Raw genomic sequence first — 17,320 nt, 5'->3', positions numbered from 1 at the left:
GCGTGCCTGGTTTTAAACCTTACAACCGCTCTAGACCGCATCTGACCTATAAGTCGGAAACATGCGCTCAAACATCGGCCATTTCCCACTTCCCTAGCGGCAATTGCCGAAAATAGTGCACATCCGTACACTGCGCCACCTTTTGTCCCGGTGGACCCTTTAAATGCTGTTTGTGTTTCGTATGTTATTGATGGGCTTGCACTTTATTCTGGCCGGGGTGCTTGGGGTGATTCTGGGTCTGTGCCGGCCGTTCAATCCGGACAACAGCCGTTTATGCGCGCGCCTGTATGCATGGCCGGCGATGTGCATTTTGCGTTTGCGGGTGAAGGCCGACGTCAGGCCGCTGATGGAAAAGCCTGACAGCTGCGTGATCATTGCCAACCACCAGTCCAACTACGATCTGTTTGTGTTCGGCAACGTGGTGCCCCGTCGTACCGTGTGCATTGGCAAGAAGAGCCTGAAGTGGGTGCCGCTGTTCGGGCAGTTGTTCTGGCTGGCTGGTAACGTGCTGATTGACCGCGGCAATGCGCACAAGGCACGCCAGTCGATGCTGACCACTACTCGCACTTTGCAGCATGAAGATACCTCGATCTGGGTCTTCCCCGAGGGCACCCGCAACCTGGGCGAAGAGCTGCTGCCGTTCAAAAAAGGCGCGTTCCAGATGGCGATTGCCGCGGGCGTGCCGATTGTTCCGGTGTGTGTCAGCAGTTACGTCAAACACATGCGATTGAACCGCTGGCGCAGTGGGAAAATTCTGATCCGTTCGCTGCCGGCGATTCCTACGGCTGGATTGAGTCTGGATGACTTGCCGATGCTGATCGCCCAGTGCCGCGACCAGATGCGCGAGTGCATCGACTCGATGGATCGGCAACTGCAAGCCGCCTGAATGAAACCCGCCCTGTGCGGGTTTTCTTTTGCCTGCGAACTCTGCAGATTTTGCTGACTCTCAAGCAGTAGACAAGGTTAAGCTCAATCCTGCCTGGCACCGCCAGTCTTTACGCTAATAAGAAGTGAATCACCATCATGGGTAGAGTCGTTGCTGCTGCGGTTTACAGCGCCGGTAAGAAAGTCACCAATATCACCCTCGATGAAGGTGCCGCATGGGCTGCCAAGCCTGGTCACTTTGTGTGGATCGGCCTCGAAGAGCCGAACGCCGAAGAGTTGTTCAACCTGCAACGTCAGTTCAACCTGCATGAACTGGCCATCGAAGACGCCCTGGAAAAACACAGCCGACCGAAGCTGGAAACCTTCGGCGACGCACTGTTTATCGTCACGTATTCGCCGATCCGCAATGAAGGCAAACTGCAGTTCATCGAGACTCATATCTTTGCCGGCAAGGGGTACGTCATTACCGCACGCAATGGTCATTCGGCGTCCTACGCCTATGTCCGACAACGTTGTGAGGCGCGCCCGCTGTTATTGGAACATGGGGAAGATTTCGTACTCTATGCCATCCTCGACTTCGTGATTGAGAACTACCAGCCGATGGGCGAAGCGATCCATGCCGAGATCGATGAGCTGGAGAACAGCGTAATGTGCAGCTCCCTGAATGAGCGCGACATTCAGAAACTCCACAGTCTGCGCCGTGATGTATTGCGCTTGCGCCGTTTTGCGGCACCGATGGTGGAGATCAGCGAGGAATTGCAGAACCTGAGCTTTCCATTTATCGACAAGAACATGCGCCCGTACTTCCGCGATGTGCAGATTCACGTCAGGCGACAGATGGAAGACCTGACAACCCTGGCGGACATTGCCAGCCAGACCATCGAGGTCGGGGTGTTGCTGGAGGCGTCACGGCAGAGCGTGGTGCAGCGCAAGTTTGCGGCGTGGGCGGCGATTCTGGCGTTCCCGACGGCAGTGGCCGGGATTTACGGGATGAACTTCCAGAATATGCCGGAGTTGAGTTGGCATTATGGGTATTTCGGGGTGTTGGGGTTTATCACTGTTGGGTGTGTCGGTTTGTGGGCGAGTTTCAAGCGGTCGGGGTGGTTGTAGTCGGGACCGAGGCGTCTGCACAATTCGCGGGCAAGCCTCGCTCCTACAGGTTTCGCTTAGCGTTTAACCGCTTCATCCTCGGGCTTGTGCGCCACAAACCGCATCATCCACTCTGCAACGGTAGTGCCGTGATGCTCGTGTTCAAGGCTCGCCATACCTTTCGAATAAATCTGCTCGCCCAGCGCTTCCTGACGAATATCCAGCAACGCCCGTGAGTAATCGTGAATGAATTCTGGATGCCCCTGGAAGCACAGCACTTGATCGTTGATGTGGTATGCGGCGAAGGGGCAGAAATCGCTCGAGGCGATGACCGTAGCGTTTTCCGGCAGCGCGGTGACCTGATCCTGGTGGCTGATCAGCAGCGTCAGATCCTCCCTCACCGGGCTCATCCACGGCGCCTTGGCCGCGAGTTTGTAGCTATGGGTGCCCACGCCCCAACCCTGGGTTGCCCGCTCACTTTTGCCACCCAATAACAGCGCCAGCAGCTGATGGCCGAAACACACACCCAGCAGTTTGTCGCCGCGCTCGTAGCGATTCAGCAGGTACGTCTTGAGGGTTTGAATCCACGGGTCGGTGCCGAAGGAATCGGCCTTGCTGCCGGTGACCAGATACGCATCGAAGGTCAGGTCATCGCTGGGATAATCGCCCTGCATCACGTTGTACACGGTGAACTCGGCAGCGATGGGCTGCTGCGAAAACAGACGCTGGAACATCTGCCCGTAACCCTGATATTGATCGACCAGTTCCGGACGCAGGATGTCGGTTTCCAGAATGCAGATGCGTAACGACATAAAAAATACCTGACACATGAAGGGAATAATGCACACCCCAGAGCCTGCCTCGAAACACGGTGGCAAGGCAAGCCCCGGAGCGCGTCATCGGTCCCTTAGAACAAGGCGTTTTTGGCGGCTTTCTCCAACAGCAGCGCAGGCGGTGTGAAGCGCTCGCCATATTGCTCGGCCAGATACTGGGCGCGGGCGACGAAGTCTTGCACGCCGTACTGGTTGATGAACTGCAGCGCACCGCCAGTCCAGGCCGCGAAGCCGATGCCGAAGATCGAGCCAACGTTGGCATCCGCCGTCGAGGTCAGCACGCCCTCTTCCATACAGCGCACGGTTTCGATGGCTTGGACGAATAGCAGTCGATCGCGTATGTCTTTCGGCGAAATCTGCCCATCGGCTTTCTCGAAACGGCTTTTCAGCCCTGGCCACAAATGCTTCTGCCCTGTGGCCGGGTAATCGTAGAACCCCCCCCCAGCGGCCTTGCCCGGACGCTTGTATTCCTTGAGCAGCAAATCAATCACGGCGAACGCCGGGTGCTCAATCAGGGCTTTCCCTTCTGCTCGCAAGTCTTTGGCGGTTTGCTCGCGGATATGGCTCATGAGGCTGAGGGAAACTTCGTCGGAGATCGCCAGAGGCCCGACGGGCATGCCGGCCTTGCGCGCTTCGGTCTCGATCATCGGCGCGCTCACGCCTTCGCCGAGCATGGCAATGCCTTCGTTGGTGAAGGTGCCGAACACTCGGGAGGTAAAGAAGCCGCGACTGTCGTTGACCACAATCGGGGTTTTCTTGATTTGCAGAACGAAATCGAAACCGCGAGCCAGGGTGTCGTCGCTGGTGTGGACGCCCTTGATGATTTCCACCAGCGGCATTTTCTCCACGGGACTGAAGAAATGCAGGCCGATGAATTTCGTCGGGTCCGGCACGGCGGTGGCCAGACCGCTGATCGGCAAGGTCGAAGTGTTGGAGGCGATGACCGCATCCGGGCCGACGACTGTTTGCGCGGCTGATGAGACCTTGGCCTTCAGTTCGCGATCTTCAAACACTGCTTCAATGATCAGGTCGCAACCGGCCAGGTCCGTATCGTTTTCGGTGGCATGGATTCGCGCCAGAATCGCCTCGCGCTGCTCCCGAGTTAACTGACCACGCGCAACCTTTTTGTCCAGCAACGCCGCCGAGTGGGTCTTGCCCTTCTCTGCCGCGGCGAGGTTGATGTCTTTGAGCACCACGTCGATGCCGGCCGATGCACTGACAAACGCGATGCCCGCGCCCATCATCCCGGCGCCGAGCACGCCGACTTTCTTCGTCACATACGGCGCTATGCCTTGGGGGCGCGAGCCGCCGGCATTGATCTCATTGAGCTGAAACCAGAACGTGCCGATGAGATTTTTCGCCACTTGGCCGGTGGTCAGTTCGGTGAAGTAACGGGTTTCGATCAGGTGCGCCGTATCGAAATCCACCTGAGCGCCTTCCACCGCAGCACAGAGGATTTTCTCCGGTGCGGGCAGGCAGCCTTGGGTTTTGCTGCGCAGAATCGATGGCGTGATGGCCAGCATCGGCGCGAGCTTCGGGTCCGACGGCGTGCCGCCAGGGATCTGATAACCCTTCACGTCCCAGCGCTGCGCAGCGACCGGGTGAGCAACAATCCACGCTCTCGACTTGGTCATCAGCTCATCGCGATCGGCAGCCAATTCGTCGATCAACCGCGCCTGTAACGCCTGTTGCGGGCGGATTTTCTTGCCTTCAAGCAGATACGGCAGGGCTTTTTCAATGCCCAGCATGCGGACCATGCGCACTACCCCGCCGCCGCCCGGCAATAGGCCGAGAGTGACTTCCGGCAGGCCAAGCAGCACCGACGGATTGTCCAGCGCCACGCGGTGATGGCAGGCCAGGCAGATCTCCCAACCACCGCCAAGCGCCGCGCCATTGATGGCGGCGACCACCGGTTTGCCGAGGGTTTCCAGGGTGCGCAGTTGGCCCTTGAGTGCCAGCACCATGTCGTAAAAGGCTTTGGCTTCGGGTTTGCCGACCTTGATCAGTTCATTGAGGTCGCCGCCGGCGAAGAAGGTCTTCTTGGCCGAGGTGATGATCACGCCGGCAATGGCGTCCTTGTCGGCGACCAGTCGGGCGACGCAGGTGGCCATGGCGTCGCGGTAGACCGCGTTCATGGTGTTGGCACTCTGGCCCGGCATGTCGATGGTCAGGACGACGATCTGGTCCTGACCCTTTTCGTAACGGATGGCTTGGGTCATGGCAATTTTCCTTGCGTCGGATTTTCTTAAAGTCAGGCTCAGAGGCGTTCGATGATGGTGGCAATGCCCATGCCGCCGCCGACACACAATGTCGCCAGGCCATAGCGCAGGCGCCGGGTTTCCAGTTCATCGAGCAGCGTGCCGAGAATCGCGCAGCCAGTGGCGCCGAGCGGGTGACCCATGGCGATGGAACCGCCGTTGACGTTGACCTTATCGGGGTCTATGGCCATGTCCTTGATGAACTTGAGCACGACCGAAGCGAACGCTTCGTTGACTTCGAACAGGTCGATGTCTTTGACCCGAAGCCCGGCCTTGGCCAGCGCCTTGCGCGTAGCCGGCGCGGGGCCGGTGAGCATGATGGTCGGGTCGGTGCTGGTGACCGCCGTGGCGACGATGCGCGCCCGTGGCTGCAAGCCCAACGCCCGGCCACGGGCCTCGGAGCCGATCAGCATCAGCGCCGCACCATCGACGATCCCGGAACTGTTGCCCGGCGTGTGCACGTGGTTGATCCGCTCGACCTGGCTGTAAACCCGCAATGCCGTGGCATCAAAGCCCATTTGCCCGATCATTTCGAAGCTCGGCTTGAGCTTGCCCAGGCCTTCCATCGTCGATTCGGCGCGAATGAACTCATCATGATCGAGCAGGATGATGCCGTTCTGGTCCTGCACCGGCACCAGCGACTTGTTGAATGAACCGTTCGCCCGCGCCCGCGCCGCCTTCTGCTGGGAGTGCAACGCGAAGGCATCGACGTCCTCACGGCTGAAGCCTTCAATCGTGGCGATCAGGTCGGCACCCACGCCTTGGGGCGTGAAGTGGTTGTGAAAATTGGTTTCCGGGTCCAGTGCCCAAGCGCCGCCGTCGCTGCCCATGGGCACGCGGGACATCGACTCGACACCACCGACTACCACCAGGTCTTCGAAGCCGGAACGTATTTTCATCGCCCCGAGGTTCACCGCTTCCAGCCCCGACGCGCAAAAGCGATTGAGCTGCATGCCGGCCACGCTGACGTCCCAATCGGCCACCTGCGTGGCGGTCTTGGCGATGTCGGAACCCTGATCGCCGATGGGCGTCACGCAACCGAGCACCACATCATCGACCTGACTGGTGTCCAGGGACGTACGCTGCTGCAGCGCCGTCAGCAGCCCGGCCACCAGGTTCACTGGCTTGACGCTGTGCAAGGCGCCATTGGCCTTGCCTTTGCCACGGGGCGTGCGTAACGCGTCGAATATCAAAGCTTGGGTCATGACGTCCTCGAACCTGATGGTGATGAAGATCAAAAGATCGCAGCCTTCGGCAGCTCCTACAGGAGACCGTGTGACCCTGATCTTTATGCACTCACCTTATGCCGAGCAGCCATGGATTCAATGACCACAGTGCTCATTGGCGTTGACGGTCACGCTCAGACGAACGGTAGTCTGCTATCAGATAAATCGATTCACGTCACCGAGCTGTCTAGCCAACGGGCGCCCAAGAAGCTGGCCATAAGCCTCATGCCTTTTTAGAAGCAATAAGCGAGTAACACATACGAAATGGATCTAAGCCAACCGTGACGCGGGCCCTAAGGTAAACCTTGTACGAAGTTGTCGTCGGGTTTTGCCGAGGCACTCGTTCTACAAGGAAGTGCAACGCTCTGTCGTCATGGAGATAGGCAGGCAGGCATCAGGAAATAACAAAAAAGGCGGTCAAGCCATGTTCAAGCATTCGAAAGTTCGTCAAGCCGGGCTCATTCTATTCGCCACTACACTGTTGTTGATTTTGCCGAACCTGACCAAGGTGATTGGCTGATCGAGCTTCAGGGTTTTCATTTCGCCTGATAAAAATGTGATTTGCTCGCTACCCGGGTCAGCGTGGCTGTGCCAACCTTTGCGGCACTTCTACGACATGGACGGCGATCACTTGAAAGCACTCATTCTGTTTGGGGCCTTGCTGCTTAGCACGCCTCTGTCTGCCGCACAGCTGAATCTTGAGCTGGGCGCGAGCCCTGGCACCTGGCAGACCGAGCAATTGCTCAAGCATCCTCAGGTTCAGACCATCACGATCACTAACGATGTTTCCTACAAACGGGACATGAGCTATCGCGCCGTGCCGTTGGCGGCGCTGTTGACGGGCATCAAGCCTGACGATCACCTGCAAGCCGTTGCCCTGGACGGTTTTGCCGCCGAACTGGCTGCCGCGCCGCTGCTCAATACCCAAGGCGCGCGGGCCTGGCTGGCGATTGAAGACCCGGCCCAGCCGTGGCCGCCGCTGTCAGAGGGCAAGCACAGTGCGGGGCCGTTTTATCTGGTCTGGACCAATCCGCAGGCAGGCAACATCAGCCCTGAGCAATGGCCGTTCGAAGTGGCCAGCATCAAGCGCATGGCCCCGGTGGCCGAGCGCTTCCCTGCCCTGCTGCCCGATCCTGCGCTGAAGGCGGATGATCCGGTGAACAAGGGCTTTGCGCTGTTTCAGAAGAACTGCCTGGCCTGTCATCGACTCAATGGGGCGGGAGATGCGCAGTTCGGGCCGGACCTGAATATTCCGTTCAACCCGACCGAGTACTTCGGCGCGGATTTCCTCAAGCGCTACATTCGTGATCCGCAGAGCTTGCGCCAGTGGCCGCAGGCGAAGATGCCGGCGTTCGCGACGACGGTGTTACCGGAGGGGGATCTGGAATTGTTGGTGGGGTATTTGAAGCATATGGCCGGGCGAAAGGTGAAGCCCTAGTCAGTGATCGTTCCCACGCGCAGCAAAGGAATGCAGCCCGTGACGCTCTGCGTCACATCCAAAGCCTAACGCGGAGCGTCCGTGGAGGCATTCCCACGCAGAGCGTGGGAACGATCGGTGGTAGGTTACTGCTGTTGGACGGAGATCACCGGCGTCGGCGAAACAAATACCTTCGCATGCATCTGCTCGCCCCCGCCGCCACGGCGCATGCCGCGCACCGGGCAGGCGTCGAGGTAATCCAGGCCCACGGCCAGTTTCAGGTGACGCTCCGGGCGGGCCAGTTCGTTGGTTACGTCGAAGCTGTACCAGGCGTCATCCAGCCAGGCTTCAGCCCAGGCATGACTGGCCAAGTGTTCGCTGTTCTCGCTGTACAGATACCCCGACACATAACGCGAGGGAATGCCCAGGCTGCGGGCGCAGGCGAGGAACGCATGGGTGTGGTCCTGGCAGACACCGGAACGCCCGGCGAAAGCCTGGGCGGCGCTGGTGTCCACTTCGGTGGAACCCGGCGTGTAGGTCATGTGCTGGTTCAGGCCATGCATCAAATCGATCAGCGCCGTACGATCCCGGCGTTGTTTGCAGGCCTTCTCGGCGAATGCGCGCAGCGCTTCGTCGGCCTCAGTCAGGCGCGTGAAGCGCAGGAACGGCAGCGCCGACTGGCTTTCATGCTCGGCTTCGCGCAGTTCGTCGATGTCCACCTGCCCTCGGGCGCCGATAATGATCGCTTCGTGAGGTTCGTCCAGGGTCAGCACATGCAGAATGTTGCCGAACGGATCGAGCTGCGCACGCACCGGGCGTGGCAGGTCGAGCTGCCAGCTGAGCACGTGTTGGCGCTCGCTGTCATGGGGGGTCAGTCGCAGGTACTGGATGCTCGCCCGCACCTGATCTTCGTAGTGATAGGTGGTCTCGTGGCTAATGGAAAGTCTCATGCAGCCTCCAGGTAGGAACTGTGTATGGCGTTGCCCAACTGGCGCACCAGCGGGATGAACTCGGTCAGCCAGGCATGCAGGCCTTCGTCGAGAATTTCGTTGATACCGGTGTAACGCAGGCGCGCGTCCATTTCTGCCGCCAAACGCTGGGCAGGACGGCCGTTGGCGCCCGGTAATTGGGCGAGGATCTGGTCGATTTCTTCGGTGCAGGCGCGCAGGGATCGCGGCACGTCGGCGCGCAACAGCAACAACTCGGCCACATGCCGGGCGCCAGGGGCGTCGCGGTAGATCTCGGTGTAGGCCTCGAACGACGATAGGGCTCGCAGCAAGGCGCTCCACTGGTAATACGCGTGGGCCGTGCCGTCGCTGACTGCTTCGGCCTGATCGCCGGCCATTTCGTAACGGGCGTCGAGCAGGCGCAAGGTGTTGTCAGCCCTTTCGATAAAGGTACCCAGACGAATGAACCGGAACGCGTCGTTACGCATGATCGTGCCGTAGGACGCGCCGCGGAACAGGTGGGAACGCTCCTTGATCCACTCACAGAAACGACTCATGCCGTAGCGACTCAAGCCCTGCTCGGCAATCCCGCGAATTTCCAGCCAGGTAGCGTTGATGTTTTCCCACATGTCGGCGGTGATTCGCCCACGCACCGCATGGGCGCTGACTCGCGCGGCACCGAGGCAGCTGTAGATGCTCGCCGGATTGGCCGCATCCAAAGCGAAGAAATGCAGCAGCCGTTCGGCATGCAGATCGCCGTGGCGCTCCAGGTAATCGTCGAGGGTGCCGGTGATCAGCAACGGCATGGCGAGTTCGTGCAAGCCATCGCCACGACCGTCCTGGGGCATGAGTGACAGCGAATAACTGATGTCGAGCATCCGTGCGAGGTTTTCCGCCCGCTCCAGGTAACGCGACATCCAATACAGATCCGAGGCAGTTCTACTTAACATGGCAGGCTTCCTTCAATCCTCGACCACCCAGGTATCCTTGGTTCCGCCGCCCTGGGAGGAATTCACCACCAGGGAGCCTTCACGCAAGGCGACACGGGTCAAACCGCCGGGCACAACCCGGGTTTCGCGGCCAGACAACACAAACGGGCGCAGGTCGATGTGGCGTGGAGCGATGCCGTTTTCGACAAAGGTCGGACAGGTCGACAAAGACAACGTCGGTTGGGCGATGTACGCGTGGGGCTTGGCTTTGATCCGCTCGCGGAACGATTCGATTTCCGCTGCCGTCGCCGCCGGCCCCACCAGCATTCCGTAGCCGCCGGAACCCTGGGTTTCCTTGACCACCAGTTCCGGAAGATTGGCCAGCACGTGGGACAGTTCCGAGGGATTACGACACTGCCATGTCGGCACGTTCTTCAGGATCGGCTCTTCATCCAGGTAGAAACGAATCATGTCCGTGACGAAGGGGTACACCGACTTGTCGTCCGCGACCCCGGTGCCGATGGCATTCGCCAGCACCACGTTGCCGGAGCGGTAGGACGACAGCAGCCCTGGCACGCCGAGCATCGAATCCGGATTGAACGCCAGCGGATCGAGGAAGGCATCGTCGAGGCGACGGTAGATCACGTCGACGGCTTTCGGCCCATCGGTGGTGCGCATGAACACCTTGTCATCGCGCACGAACAGGTCTGCGCCTTCGACCAGTTCAACGCCCATTTCCCGGGCCAGAAACGCATGCTCGAAAAATGCGCTGTTAAAGCGCCCCGGCGTCAGCACCACCACACTCGGGTTGTCGAGCGGACTGGAGCTTTTCAAGGTGTCGAGCAACAGATTCGGATAGTGGTCGATCGGTGCGATGCGCTGGGCCGAGAACAACTCGGGGAACAGGCGCATCATCATCTTGCGGTCTTCGAGCATGTAGCTCACGCCGCTGGGTGTACGTAGATTGTCTTCGAGCACGTAGTACGTGCCGTCGCCATCGCGCACCAGATCGACGCCGGAAATGTGCGAATAGATATCGCGGTGCAGATCCAGCCCTTGCATCGCCAACTGGTATTGCTCGTTGGCCAGCACTTGCTCGGCCGGGATGATGCCGGCCTTGATGATGCGCTGCTCGTGATAGAGGTCGGCAAGGAACATGTTCAATGCCTTGACCCGTTGAATGCAGCCGCGCTCGACGACCCGCCATTCACTGGCGGGGATGCTGCGGGGAATGGTGTCGAAGGGAATCAGGCGCTCTGTCCCCTGCTCATCTCCGTAGAGCGTGAACGTAATCCCGGCACGATGAAATAACAGATCGGCCTCGCGTCGCCGTTGTGCCAAAAGCTCGTCAGGCGTTTCGGCCAGCCAACGGGCAAACTCCCGATAATGCGGGCGGACCTGGCCGCCGGCATCGTACATCTCATCAAAATAGGTGCGGATCATGCCGTACTCCTTGTCACTCCGGACATCCAGGCCTTCGCAAGGCCCGTGCCATCGGCATAAACGCTTTGATATCAATAAGTTGGATATAGGCGCTGCACGTACCGCACCAATCCTGTGCGGTAAATACCCCAACCTGATCGCCCCCGCTTCATGGCGAAGCAATGCTGTCGCCTATCAGCAGCATAGCCTGTAGGAGCCGGCTTGCTGGCGAAGGGCCCCGAAGTCATGTGTTGCTCTCGGCGCAGCCTTCGCTGGCAAGCCAGCGCCTACAGGTCCGTATTCAATTTCACATTTCCACAAACGAAAACGGCCAACCCAAAGGTCAGCCGTTACTGAGTGTTGTCACTGTTCATAAGACTATGCGAGTAACCCTCGTACCTCCTGCTTGACGCCCCATCCTTCGATGATACCGCCCAGAGGCTCGACCACCGCCTCGAAGTCCTGCTCAAAGTCGCCAATCCCGTCATAGGTGGCGTACATCACTTTGCTCAGTTCCAGATGCCACGCGCCGTCGTCGCGCACGCTGATCTGGGCATTCAAGGATTCACCACAGAAATGACCTGCCGCCCTGCGTGCCCGCTCCTCGTCCGGGAAAATGGCGTAGAACTCGATGGGATGGAATCGTGAAAAGTCGAAACCGCCTTCTTTCATGCGGCGCAGCACGCTGCTGCTGATGTCTTCTTGATAGGCTGTGCTCATGAAACGTCCCCCTCAGACTGATGGATAGACTTTCCGTATTCCCTGCACTTTCAACCGATTGGTGAGAGCGATACGGCAACAGAGGTTGCCGACGGGAAGCAAGCATGTAGCTGACAAGACCAGACCTTAGCGAGTCATTCGCTGATCTCGCTTGCAGAGTAGCCTCTAGATAGAGCTGCTGCCAAGGCCTGGGTATGAATGTGACGAGAGGTGTATCAGATTGGAGTAATACTGATGATTTCAATGCTGTTCTGGGATTTCAGACTTTTGACGGTCGGATCATCGGTACGACCCTCCAGATCATTGAGATCCAGTTCGGCAGCGACCGGCAGGCGCCGGGCGCGAATGAGTTTGGCGGCTTGCTCGCTGTTCGGGCATTCCTCGGACTCGAAGAGTTCGTCCACTGTTTCACCGTGATCATCCACGAAAGTGATTTTCCACTTTTGCATCGGTGCCTCCTCGATAAAACCCATGGATGGGCTTACTTCTATCTGGACTTTTGCCCGGAGTGATCGTTCAAACGGATTACCGCGTGCCGGCATAAAAAAAACACAGAAACCCTGTGTAGGAGCGAAGCTTGCTCGCGAAAGCGGTGTATTAGTCAATTCACATGTCGACCGATACACCGCTTTCGCGAGCAAGCTTCGCTCCTACAGGGTTATGTGTTCATTTTAGTAGGATGCAGTCAGATCCGCACATTGCCTCGCGGCCCGGCGATGGCCCAGATGATCAGGCCCAGGACCGGCAGCAGCAGGATCAATAGCACCCAGATGATTTTCATCCCGGTCTCAGCGCCACTTTTAAGCACGTTGATGATGGCCCAGATATCCAGGGCAAGAACAATCAGGCCAACCAGGCTGTTGAACGTGGAACCCATAGTGACGCTCCCGAAGAGTGGTATGCACTCTTAGGATAGTCGGGCCTTGCGAGGATTCAGTTTTATTACCGTCAGACGTGGATCGCCACTTTCAGGGCTTCCAGGGAGGGCGCGGCGGCGATGCCGACTTCCGCGCACAACTCCAGCACCCGTGGCACGTCGTTACCGTATACCAGCACCACTTGCAGTTCGTCGTCGAGCAACTGGCTGAAGTTCATCAGCGTGTAACCGCCATTTTCCTTGTTCATGCTGCTCATTTGCACCTGAATGCGGTTAAGCGCCGTCAAGGCTTCGGTTTTGGCCAGTTGCTTGGGTTTGATGTTGAAATCGACGCCAGGACCGAACGAAGCGACGATCTGCGCAAACAGGTCCATGTAGGTGTCGGCCTGGAACAGCACGGTTTCCGGCAAGCTGCCGACGACTACCCACTCGCCCAACGGGATCGGGAAGGTGTCGTCGTAGTTGATGTCCGGATTGGCCGCCAGAAAAGCCTCTGGATCGGCGTAGGCCTGAGCCGCTTCGTCAGCGACTTTCAGGATTTCGTCCTCGCTCATGCACCCGGAGCTGATTTTGCTGATGAGTTCGACGAGTGCGGCTTTCATGAGGTGGATCCTGTAGCGAGGGAGATTTGAGGGCGCGAAGGATAGCGCATTCGGAAACGGATTGCGGGACCTGGCATGAACCTGTGGCGAGGGAGCTTGCTCCCGCTGGGTTGCGAAGCAGCCCCAAAATCAGCCACCGCGGTCGTTCAGACAGACCGCATTCGCCTGGTTTACGACTGCTTCGCAGCCGAGCGGGACAAGCTCCCTCGCCACAAAAGCCCCCGCGGCCACAGAGGGAATCAGCCAACCAGTTTTTGCAGCTGTGCGGTGGTATCCACCGCGCCCATGGTTTTGGCCGCGTCCAGCGCGGATACACCGTTGGCATCCTTGGCTTTCGGATCGGCGCCTTTGCTGATCAGGTAGTCGATGATTTCGACGCGGTTGAACATCGCCGCCATCATCAGCGCAGTGCGACCGTCGAAGGACGAACCTTCCACTTGCGCGCCCCCCTCAACCAATGCCTTGACCACCGCCAGATCACCCTTGAACGCCGCGCCGGCAATCGGGCTCTGGCCGTTGTCATTGCGGATTTCCGGGTCGGCCTTGTGCTCGAGCAGCACTTTTACCGTCTCGACATGGCCGTGGTACGCCGCGAGCATCAACAAGGTATCGCCCTTGTGGTTGCGCAGGTTCGGCGGCAGGCCCTTGGTCAGCAGCGCAGCCATCATGGCCGCATCGCCCTCGCGCGCTTTGTTGAACACCTGTTCGGCAAATTCAGCAGCCTCTTCGGGGGTCATCTGGCGGCTTTTGTCTGACATTGGGGACTCCACATTCGGTCAATCGGAAAGCCGATAGTTTCCCGAGCGCTCCGGAACCTGTCACTTCTTTTTTCTAATGGGCGGCCATAGCCACAGTCAATAAGGCCACATTCAATAGCGGTGCTTGCCGCCGTGAATATCCGCCAGCACCTGCTCGGTGACTTGCACGTAAGTCTGGGTCCCTGGCAACCAGGCGTAGATCGGATCATCGCCGGTTTTGTTCGGGTCGAAGGCTTCATCCTTGAGTCGGGTCTTCTGGTATTTGAAGGTTCCGGTGGTTTCCATTTTCACCTTTACCCGCAGAAAAAGTGGCACCGCATAGGCAGGCATTTGCTGCCTGGCGAACGCCAGTAACTCGCTGAAGTCCAGGGTCGCCAGGGATTCAGCCGGTGTGATTGCCGCCATCCCGGCACGTCCATTGGTGTTGTGGATTTCCACGCCATAGGCCACGGCTTCGGCGATCTGCGGGTGTTGCAGAAGGATGTTCTCGACCTCGGTGGTCGAGACGTTTTCGCCCTTCCAGCGATAGGTATCACCCAAGCGATCGACAAATTGCGCGTGGCCAAAACCGATGTTGCGCAGCAAGTCGCCGGTATTGAAGTAACGGTCACCCTTCTTGAATACGTCGCGGAGCACGACTTTTGCAGTCTTTTGCGGATCGGTATAGCCGTCCAGCGGCGCCTTGTCGTCGATCCTCGCCAACAGCAAACCCTGCTCGCCCTTGGTCACTTTGCGCATGAAGCCCCTGGCGTCACGGGTGGGCGCGCCGCTGTCGTGGTCGTACGCCACCAGCTCCCAGGACATCAGGGAAAAACCGATGGTGTTGTCAAAATTGAGGATGTTGGTGAAGCCGATATTGCCATCGCTGGCGGCGTACAGCTCGCAGATATGGTCAACGGCGAAACGCGTTTTGAACTCGCTCCACGCGCCAGGACGCAGACCATTGCCGATCATCTTTGTCACGCTGTGTCGACTGTCGTCCGGGCTGCGCGGTTGATCCACCAGGTAGCGGCACAATTCGCCGACGTAACCTAGGGTGGTCGCCCGGTATTTGCGCACGTCGCTCCAGAACTGACTGGCGCTGAACTTGCGGCGGATGGCAAACCCCGACGACCCGCTGATTGCCGAGCCCCAGCACACGCAGAGCCCGGTGGCGTGGTACAGCGGCAAGGTGCAATAGACGACATCCTGCGGCTGCATGTCCAGGGCAATCCGCCCGAAACTGGCGGAACTGCGCATCCAGCGGCCGTGCTTGAACACCCCGGCCTTGGGCAACCCGGTGGTGCCCGAGGTGTAAATATAGAAACAAGGATCGTCGAGAAAAACCCGCTGGCTGCTGACAGGGTTATCGCTGCACGCTTCGGCGCTGACCGTCATCAGGTTAATGAAGCCATCGGGCGAATTGCCCGGATGGCGATAAGCGTCTTGATCGGCGACAAACCAGGTGCGCGCCGTATCAATAGACACCCGCTCGCGGACCGCATCGAAAGCCGGAACCAGCTCTTCTCCGACCACGATCGCTACAGGCGCCACCAGATTCAAACTGTGAGCCAGGGTGTCACGGGTTTGGGAGGTATTGAGCAAGGCGCTGATTGCGCCGACTTTGGCCACTGCCAATATCGTCACCAACAGTTCCACACGGTTCTCGATAAAGATCGCCACCACATCGCCCTTGCCGATGCCTTGGGCGATCAGGTGATGGGCGATGCGATTGGCCCATTGGTTGACCTGTGCATAAGTGAGTGCCACCTCGCCCTGCAGCAAGGCTGGGCCATCGGGATTGCGCAATGTCGCCTGCTCGAAGCTCCAGCCCAGGCCACACGGCTGGGTCGGATCCTTGACGTTGGCGGCTTTCATGCCCTTCACCACGCGGGGAATGGCTTTGGCAATGGAAGGCAGTTTGCGGAGCATCATGCCCCAGGTAATCGTGTCGTTCAGCGTCCGGCTCATGGTTGCTCCCGTTCGATCTTTTTATTGTCGGGTGGCGTTGATTGAAGCCGAAAGTACGTCAGCGGTTCTTGAGCTGTACACGCGGTTTTTGCAATGTTTTGTATCCGCGACTGGAGCGTTCGAACCGGAGATCGAAAAGCGGAACCCTGGCGTTGTGATTGGTTCCATCGAATCGATGCCGACCACGCAAAATGCAGGATGCACGATGGCCATTCATGCAGATTGCACGAAAGCATAAAGGTACTTAATTTATAACTTATTGATTTGTATGTATTTTTAAAAAATCAGGTGCTGGCACAATCACTGCAACTACCTCTCCATGGTTGCCCTTCAAGCACAAACGGAGCTGATAGACATGAGCCTGATCCAGGAAAAATTTTCGTCGCTATTCTCCAACTTCGAAGTGACCACCCAGCCACGGCCTGACGGCGGCATTCTGCTGACCCTGCGCGGTACGGACGGCAAAGTCTTCAAACGTTCGATTTCCTATCAGCAATTGCATGCCGGCGATCAGCTGTCGTGGGTGATCAGCGCGATTCGCCGTGACGTTGCCGAACAGGCCAGCGAACTGCCGCAGATCTCCCTGCTGCAAAGCCAGCAACGGTTCGCCTTGCCGACTTATCACTCGATGTAATTCGTTACAACGCTACAAACAAACAGGCCGTGAAAGCTTCTCGCTTCACGGCCTGAGTTGTTTCTGCAGTTACGCAATCCCTGTAGGAGCCGAGCTTGCTCGCGAAGGCGGTGTGTCAGCCAACATTAATCTCAGCTGACCCGCCGCCTTCGCGAGCAAGCTCGGCTCCTACAGGTTATGTGTGGTTACAGTCAGAAGGCCAGCTGATCGGCATCGACTCAGTCCTCGAGACGCGGGAAGCGGCTGGCGATGTCATCGCCGCTGAAATTGGCTACCAAGCCTTCCGGATTGTTGAACAGGCGGATTACAACGAAATGCGGGTTTTCACCCATGTCGAACCAGTGCTTTGTGCCGGCTGGCACCGAGATCAGGTCGTTTTTCTCGCAGAGCACGGCGTAGACATAATCGCCGATGTGCAGGGTGAACAAGCCACGGCCGGCGACGAAAAATCGTACTTCGTCTTCACCATGGCGGTGCTCATCGAGGAACTTGGCCCGCAACTCGGTTTTTTGCGGGTGATCGCTGTTCAGGCTGACGACATCGACGGTGATGTAACCGCGCTCGGTCATCAGCTTGTCGATTTGCTCCTGATACGCGGCGATCACTTCTTCTTGGCTGGCGCCTGGCTGGATTTTCGCCGCGGCTTGCCAACGGTCAAAGCGCACGCCCTGTTCGGCCAGGGTCGAGGCGATGTCTTCAAGGTGGGTCAATACCTTGTTCGGCAGGTCAGGGCTGCTGACGTGGTAAACGGACAGGCTGCTCATCGGGGCAAC

17 protein-coding genes are annotated in these 17,320 nt (G+C 58.6%); 4 read left to right on the top strand and 13 right to left on the bottom strand.

All coding sequences use genetic code 11. The features are described 5' to 3' along the window. The first annotated feature begins 163 nt into the window (after positions 1 to 163). Positions 164 to 886 (top strand): 1-acyl-sn-glycerol-3-phosphate acyltransferase, encoded by a 723-nt coding sequence (locus CKW20_RS05005; RefSeq protein ID WP_095051908.1) that lies wholly within the window; start codon positions 164 to 166, stop codon positions 884 to 886. A 137-nt stretch (positions 887 to 1,023) separates the two neighbouring features. Then, on the top strand, positions 1,024 to 1,995 hold the full coding sequence (locus CKW20_RS05000) for a magnesium and cobalt transport protein CorA (protein WP_095051907.1): 972 nt from the start codon (positions 1,024 to 1,026) through the stop codon (positions 1,993 to 1,995). A 56-nt stretch (positions 1,996 to 2,051) separates the two neighbouring features. On the opposite strand, the gene CKW20_RS04995 is transcribed toward CKW20_RS05000, so the two are convergent. The 3 genes from CKW20_RS04995 to CKW20_RS04985 all read right to left on the bottom strand — a co-directional run bounded on the left by CKW20_RS04995 (position 2,052) and on the right by CKW20_RS04985 (position 6,270). Further along, on the bottom strand, positions 2,052 to 2,786 hold the full coding sequence (locus CKW20_RS04995; protein ID WP_095051906.1) for an amidotransferase: 735 nt from the start codon (positions 2,784 to 2,786) through the stop codon (positions 2,052 to 2,054). Between the two features lie 95 nt (positions 2,787 to 2,881). After that, positions 2,882 to 5,026 carry a 3-hydroxyacyl-CoA dehydrogenase NAD-binding domain-containing protein gene (locus CKW20_RS04990; RefSeq protein WP_095051905.1) on the bottom strand — a complete coding sequence of 715 codons (2,145 nt, stop codon included), beginning with the start codon at positions 5,024 to 5,026 and terminating at the stop codon, positions 2,882 to 2,884. 38 nt (positions 5,027 to 5,064) lie between these two features. Beyond that, positions 5,065 to 6,270: an acetyl-CoA C-acetyltransferase gene (locus tag CKW20_RS04985; RefSeq protein WP_095052262.1), complete on the bottom strand. Its 1,206-nt coding sequence runs from the start codon at positions 6,268 to 6,270 to the stop codon at positions 5,065 to 5,067. 637 nt (positions 6,271 to 6,907) lie between these two features. Here CKW20_RS04985 and CKW20_RS04980 point away from each other — a divergent pair. Next, positions 6,908 to 7,729, top strand: coding sequence for a cytochrome c (locus CKW20_RS04980; RefSeq protein ID WP_095051904.1), 822 nt, complete (start codon positions 6,908 to 6,910; stop codon positions 7,727 to 7,729). A 125-nt stretch (positions 7,730 to 7,854) separates the two neighbouring features. On the opposite strand, the gene CKW20_RS04975 is transcribed toward CKW20_RS04980, so the two are convergent. The 9 genes from CKW20_RS04975 to CKW20_RS04935 all read right to left on the bottom strand — a co-directional run bounded on the left by CKW20_RS04975 (position 7,855) and on the right by CKW20_RS04935 (position 15,913). Then, positions 7,855 to 8,658, bottom strand: coding sequence for a transglutaminase family protein (locus tag CKW20_RS04975; protein ID WP_095051903.1), 804 nt, complete (start codon positions 8,656 to 8,658; stop codon positions 7,855 to 7,857). Continuing rightward, positions 8,655 to 9,605, bottom strand: a complete 951-nt coding sequence (locus CKW20_RS04970; protein WP_095051902.1) for an alpha-E domain-containing protein — start codon at positions 9,603 to 9,605, stop codon at positions 8,655 to 8,657. Before CKW20_RS04970 ends, CKW20_RS04975 begins: the two co-directional genes overlap by 4 nt. A 12-nt stretch (positions 9,606 to 9,617) precedes the next feature. After that, positions 9,618 to 11,027: a circularly permuted type 2 ATP-grasp protein gene (locus CKW20_RS04965; protein WP_030131628.1), complete on the bottom strand. Its 1,410-nt coding sequence runs from the start codon at positions 11,025 to 11,027 to the stop codon at positions 9,618 to 9,620. A gap of 357 nt (positions 11,028 to 11,384) precedes the next feature. Further along, the gene (locus tag CKW20_RS04960; protein WP_007902188.1) at positions 11,385 to 11,726 is read right to left on the bottom strand and encodes a ribonuclease E inhibitor RraB; all 342 of its coding nucleotides are present in this window, start codon (positions 11,724 to 11,726) and stop codon (positions 11,385 to 11,387) included. Positions 11,727 to 11,941: 215 nt separating this feature from the next. Then, positions 11,942 to 12,175: a hypothetical protein gene (locus CKW20_RS04955; protein ID WP_095051901.1), complete on the bottom strand. Its 234-nt coding sequence runs from the start codon at positions 12,173 to 12,175 to the stop codon at positions 11,942 to 11,944. Positions 12,176 to 12,411: 236 nt separating this feature from the next. Next, on the bottom strand, positions 12,412 to 12,603 hold the full coding sequence (locus CKW20_RS04950) for a PLDc N-terminal domain-containing protein (RefSeq protein WP_063342991.1): 192 nt from the start codon (positions 12,601 to 12,603) through the stop codon (positions 12,412 to 12,414). Positions 12,604 to 12,674: 71 nt separating this feature from the next. Next, positions 12,675 to 13,205 (bottom strand): hypothetical protein, encoded by a 531-nt coding sequence (locus tag CKW20_RS04945; RefSeq protein WP_095051900.1) that lies wholly within the window; start codon positions 13,203 to 13,205, stop codon positions 12,675 to 12,677. Between the two features lie 239 nt (positions 13,206 to 13,444). Then, positions 13,445 to 13,963 (bottom strand): ankyrin repeat domain-containing protein, encoded by a 519-nt coding sequence (locus tag CKW20_RS04940; RefSeq protein ID WP_095051899.1) that lies wholly within the window; start codon positions 13,961 to 13,963, stop codon positions 13,445 to 13,447. A 111-nt stretch (positions 13,964 to 14,074) separates the two neighbouring features. Continuing rightward, complete coding sequence (locus CKW20_RS04935; protein ID WP_095051898.1) at positions 14,075 to 15,913, bottom strand: long-chain-acyl-CoA synthetase; 1,839 nt, start codon at positions 15,911 to 15,913, stop codon at positions 14,075 to 14,077. A 355-nt stretch (positions 15,914 to 16,268) separates the two neighbouring features. Between CKW20_RS04935 and CKW20_RS04930 the strand changes: the two genes are divergently transcribed. Further along, on the top strand, positions 16,269 to 16,547 hold the full coding sequence (locus CKW20_RS04930; protein ID WP_095051897.1) for a DUF3509 domain-containing protein: 279 nt from the start codon (positions 16,269 to 16,271) through the stop codon (positions 16,545 to 16,547). A 218-nt stretch (positions 16,548 to 16,765) separates the two neighbouring features. Here CKW20_RS04930 and CKW20_RS04925 read toward each other — a convergent pair whose 3' ends face one another. Next, positions 16,766 to 17,311 (bottom strand): acireductone dioxygenase, encoded by a 546-nt coding sequence (locus CKW20_RS04925; protein WP_095051896.1) that lies wholly within the window; start codon positions 17,309 to 17,311, stop codon positions 16,766 to 16,768. Between the last annotated feature and the right edge of the window lie 9 nt (positions 17,312 to 17,320).

Origin of the sequence: Pseudomonas sp. Irchel s3b2 (assembly GCF_900187445.1) — a bacterium.
Taxonomy (GTDB): domain Bacteria; phylum Pseudomonadota; class Gammaproteobacteria; order Pseudomonadales; family Pseudomonadaceae; genus Aquipseudomonas.
Note: the sequence above shows the minus strand (reverse complement) of the source record. Positions and strands in the feature narration are given on the sequence as shown.

What these genes read in the sequence shown, in the direction of transcription:
- CKW20_RS05005 (WP_095051908.1), top strand. Translation starts at nt 164, where the DNA reads ATGCTGTTTGTGTTTCGTATGTTATTGATGGGCTTGCACTTTATTCTG.
- CKW20_RS05000 (WP_095051907.1), top strand. Translation starts at nt 1,024, where the DNA reads ATGGGTAGAGTCGTTGCTGCTGCGGTTTACAGCGCCGGTAAGAAAGTC.
- CKW20_RS04995 (WP_095051906.1), bottom strand. Translation starts at nt 2,786, where the DNA reads ATGTCGTTACGCATCTGCATTCTGGAAACCGACATCCTGCGTCCGGAA.
- CKW20_RS04990 (WP_095051905.1), bottom strand. Translation starts at nt 5,026, where the DNA reads ATGACCCAAGCCATCCGTTACGAAAAGGGTCAGGACCAGATCGTCGTC.
- CKW20_RS04985 (WP_095052262.1), bottom strand. Translation starts at nt 6,270, where the DNA reads ATGACCCAAGCTTTGATATTCGACGCGTTACGCACGCCCCGTGGCAAA.
- CKW20_RS04980 (WP_095051904.1), top strand. Translation starts at nt 6,908, where the DNA reads ATGGACGGCGATCACTTGAAAGCACTCATTCTGTTTGGGGCCTTGCTG.
- CKW20_RS04975 (WP_095051903.1), bottom strand. Translation starts at nt 8,658, where the DNA reads ATGAGACTTTCCATTAGCCACGAGACCACCTATCACTACGAAGATCAG.
- CKW20_RS04970 (WP_095051902.1), bottom strand. Translation starts at nt 9,605, where the DNA reads ATGTTAAGTAGAACTGCCTCGGATCTGTATTGGATGTCGCGTTACCTG.
- CKW20_RS04965 (WP_030131628.1), bottom strand. Translation starts at nt 11,027, where the DNA reads ATGATCCGCACCTATTTTGATGAGATGTACGATGCCGGCGGCCAGGTC.
- CKW20_RS04960 (WP_007902188.1), bottom strand. Translation starts at nt 11,726, where the DNA reads ATGAGCACAGCCTATCAAGAAGACATCAGCAGCAGCGTGCTGCGCCGC.
- CKW20_RS04955 (WP_095051901.1), bottom strand. Translation starts at nt 12,175, where the DNA reads ATGCAAAAGTGGAAAATCACTTTCGTGGATGATCACGGTGAAACAGTG.
- CKW20_RS04950 (WP_063342991.1), bottom strand. Translation starts at nt 12,603, where the DNA reads ATGGGTTCCACGTTCAACAGCCTGGTTGGCCTGATTGTTCTTGCCCTG.
- CKW20_RS04945 (WP_095051900.1), bottom strand. Translation starts at nt 13,205, where the DNA reads ATGAAAGCCGCACTCGTCGAACTCATCAGCAAAATCAGCTCCGGGTGC.
- CKW20_RS04940 (WP_095051899.1), bottom strand. Translation starts at nt 13,963, where the DNA reads ATGTCAGACAAAAGCCGCCAGATGACCCCCGAAGAGGCTGCTGAATTT.
- CKW20_RS04935 (WP_095051898.1), bottom strand. Translation starts at nt 15,913, where the DNA reads ATGAGCCGGACGCTGAACGACACGATTACCTGGGGCATGATGCTCCGC.
- CKW20_RS04930 (WP_095051897.1), top strand. Translation starts at nt 16,269, where the DNA reads ATGAGCCTGATCCAGGAAAAATTTTCGTCGCTATTCTCCAACTTCGAA.
- CKW20_RS04925 (WP_095051896.1), bottom strand. Translation starts at nt 17,311, where the DNA reads ATGAGCAGCCTGTCCGTTTACCACGTCAGCAGCCCTGACCTGCCGAAC.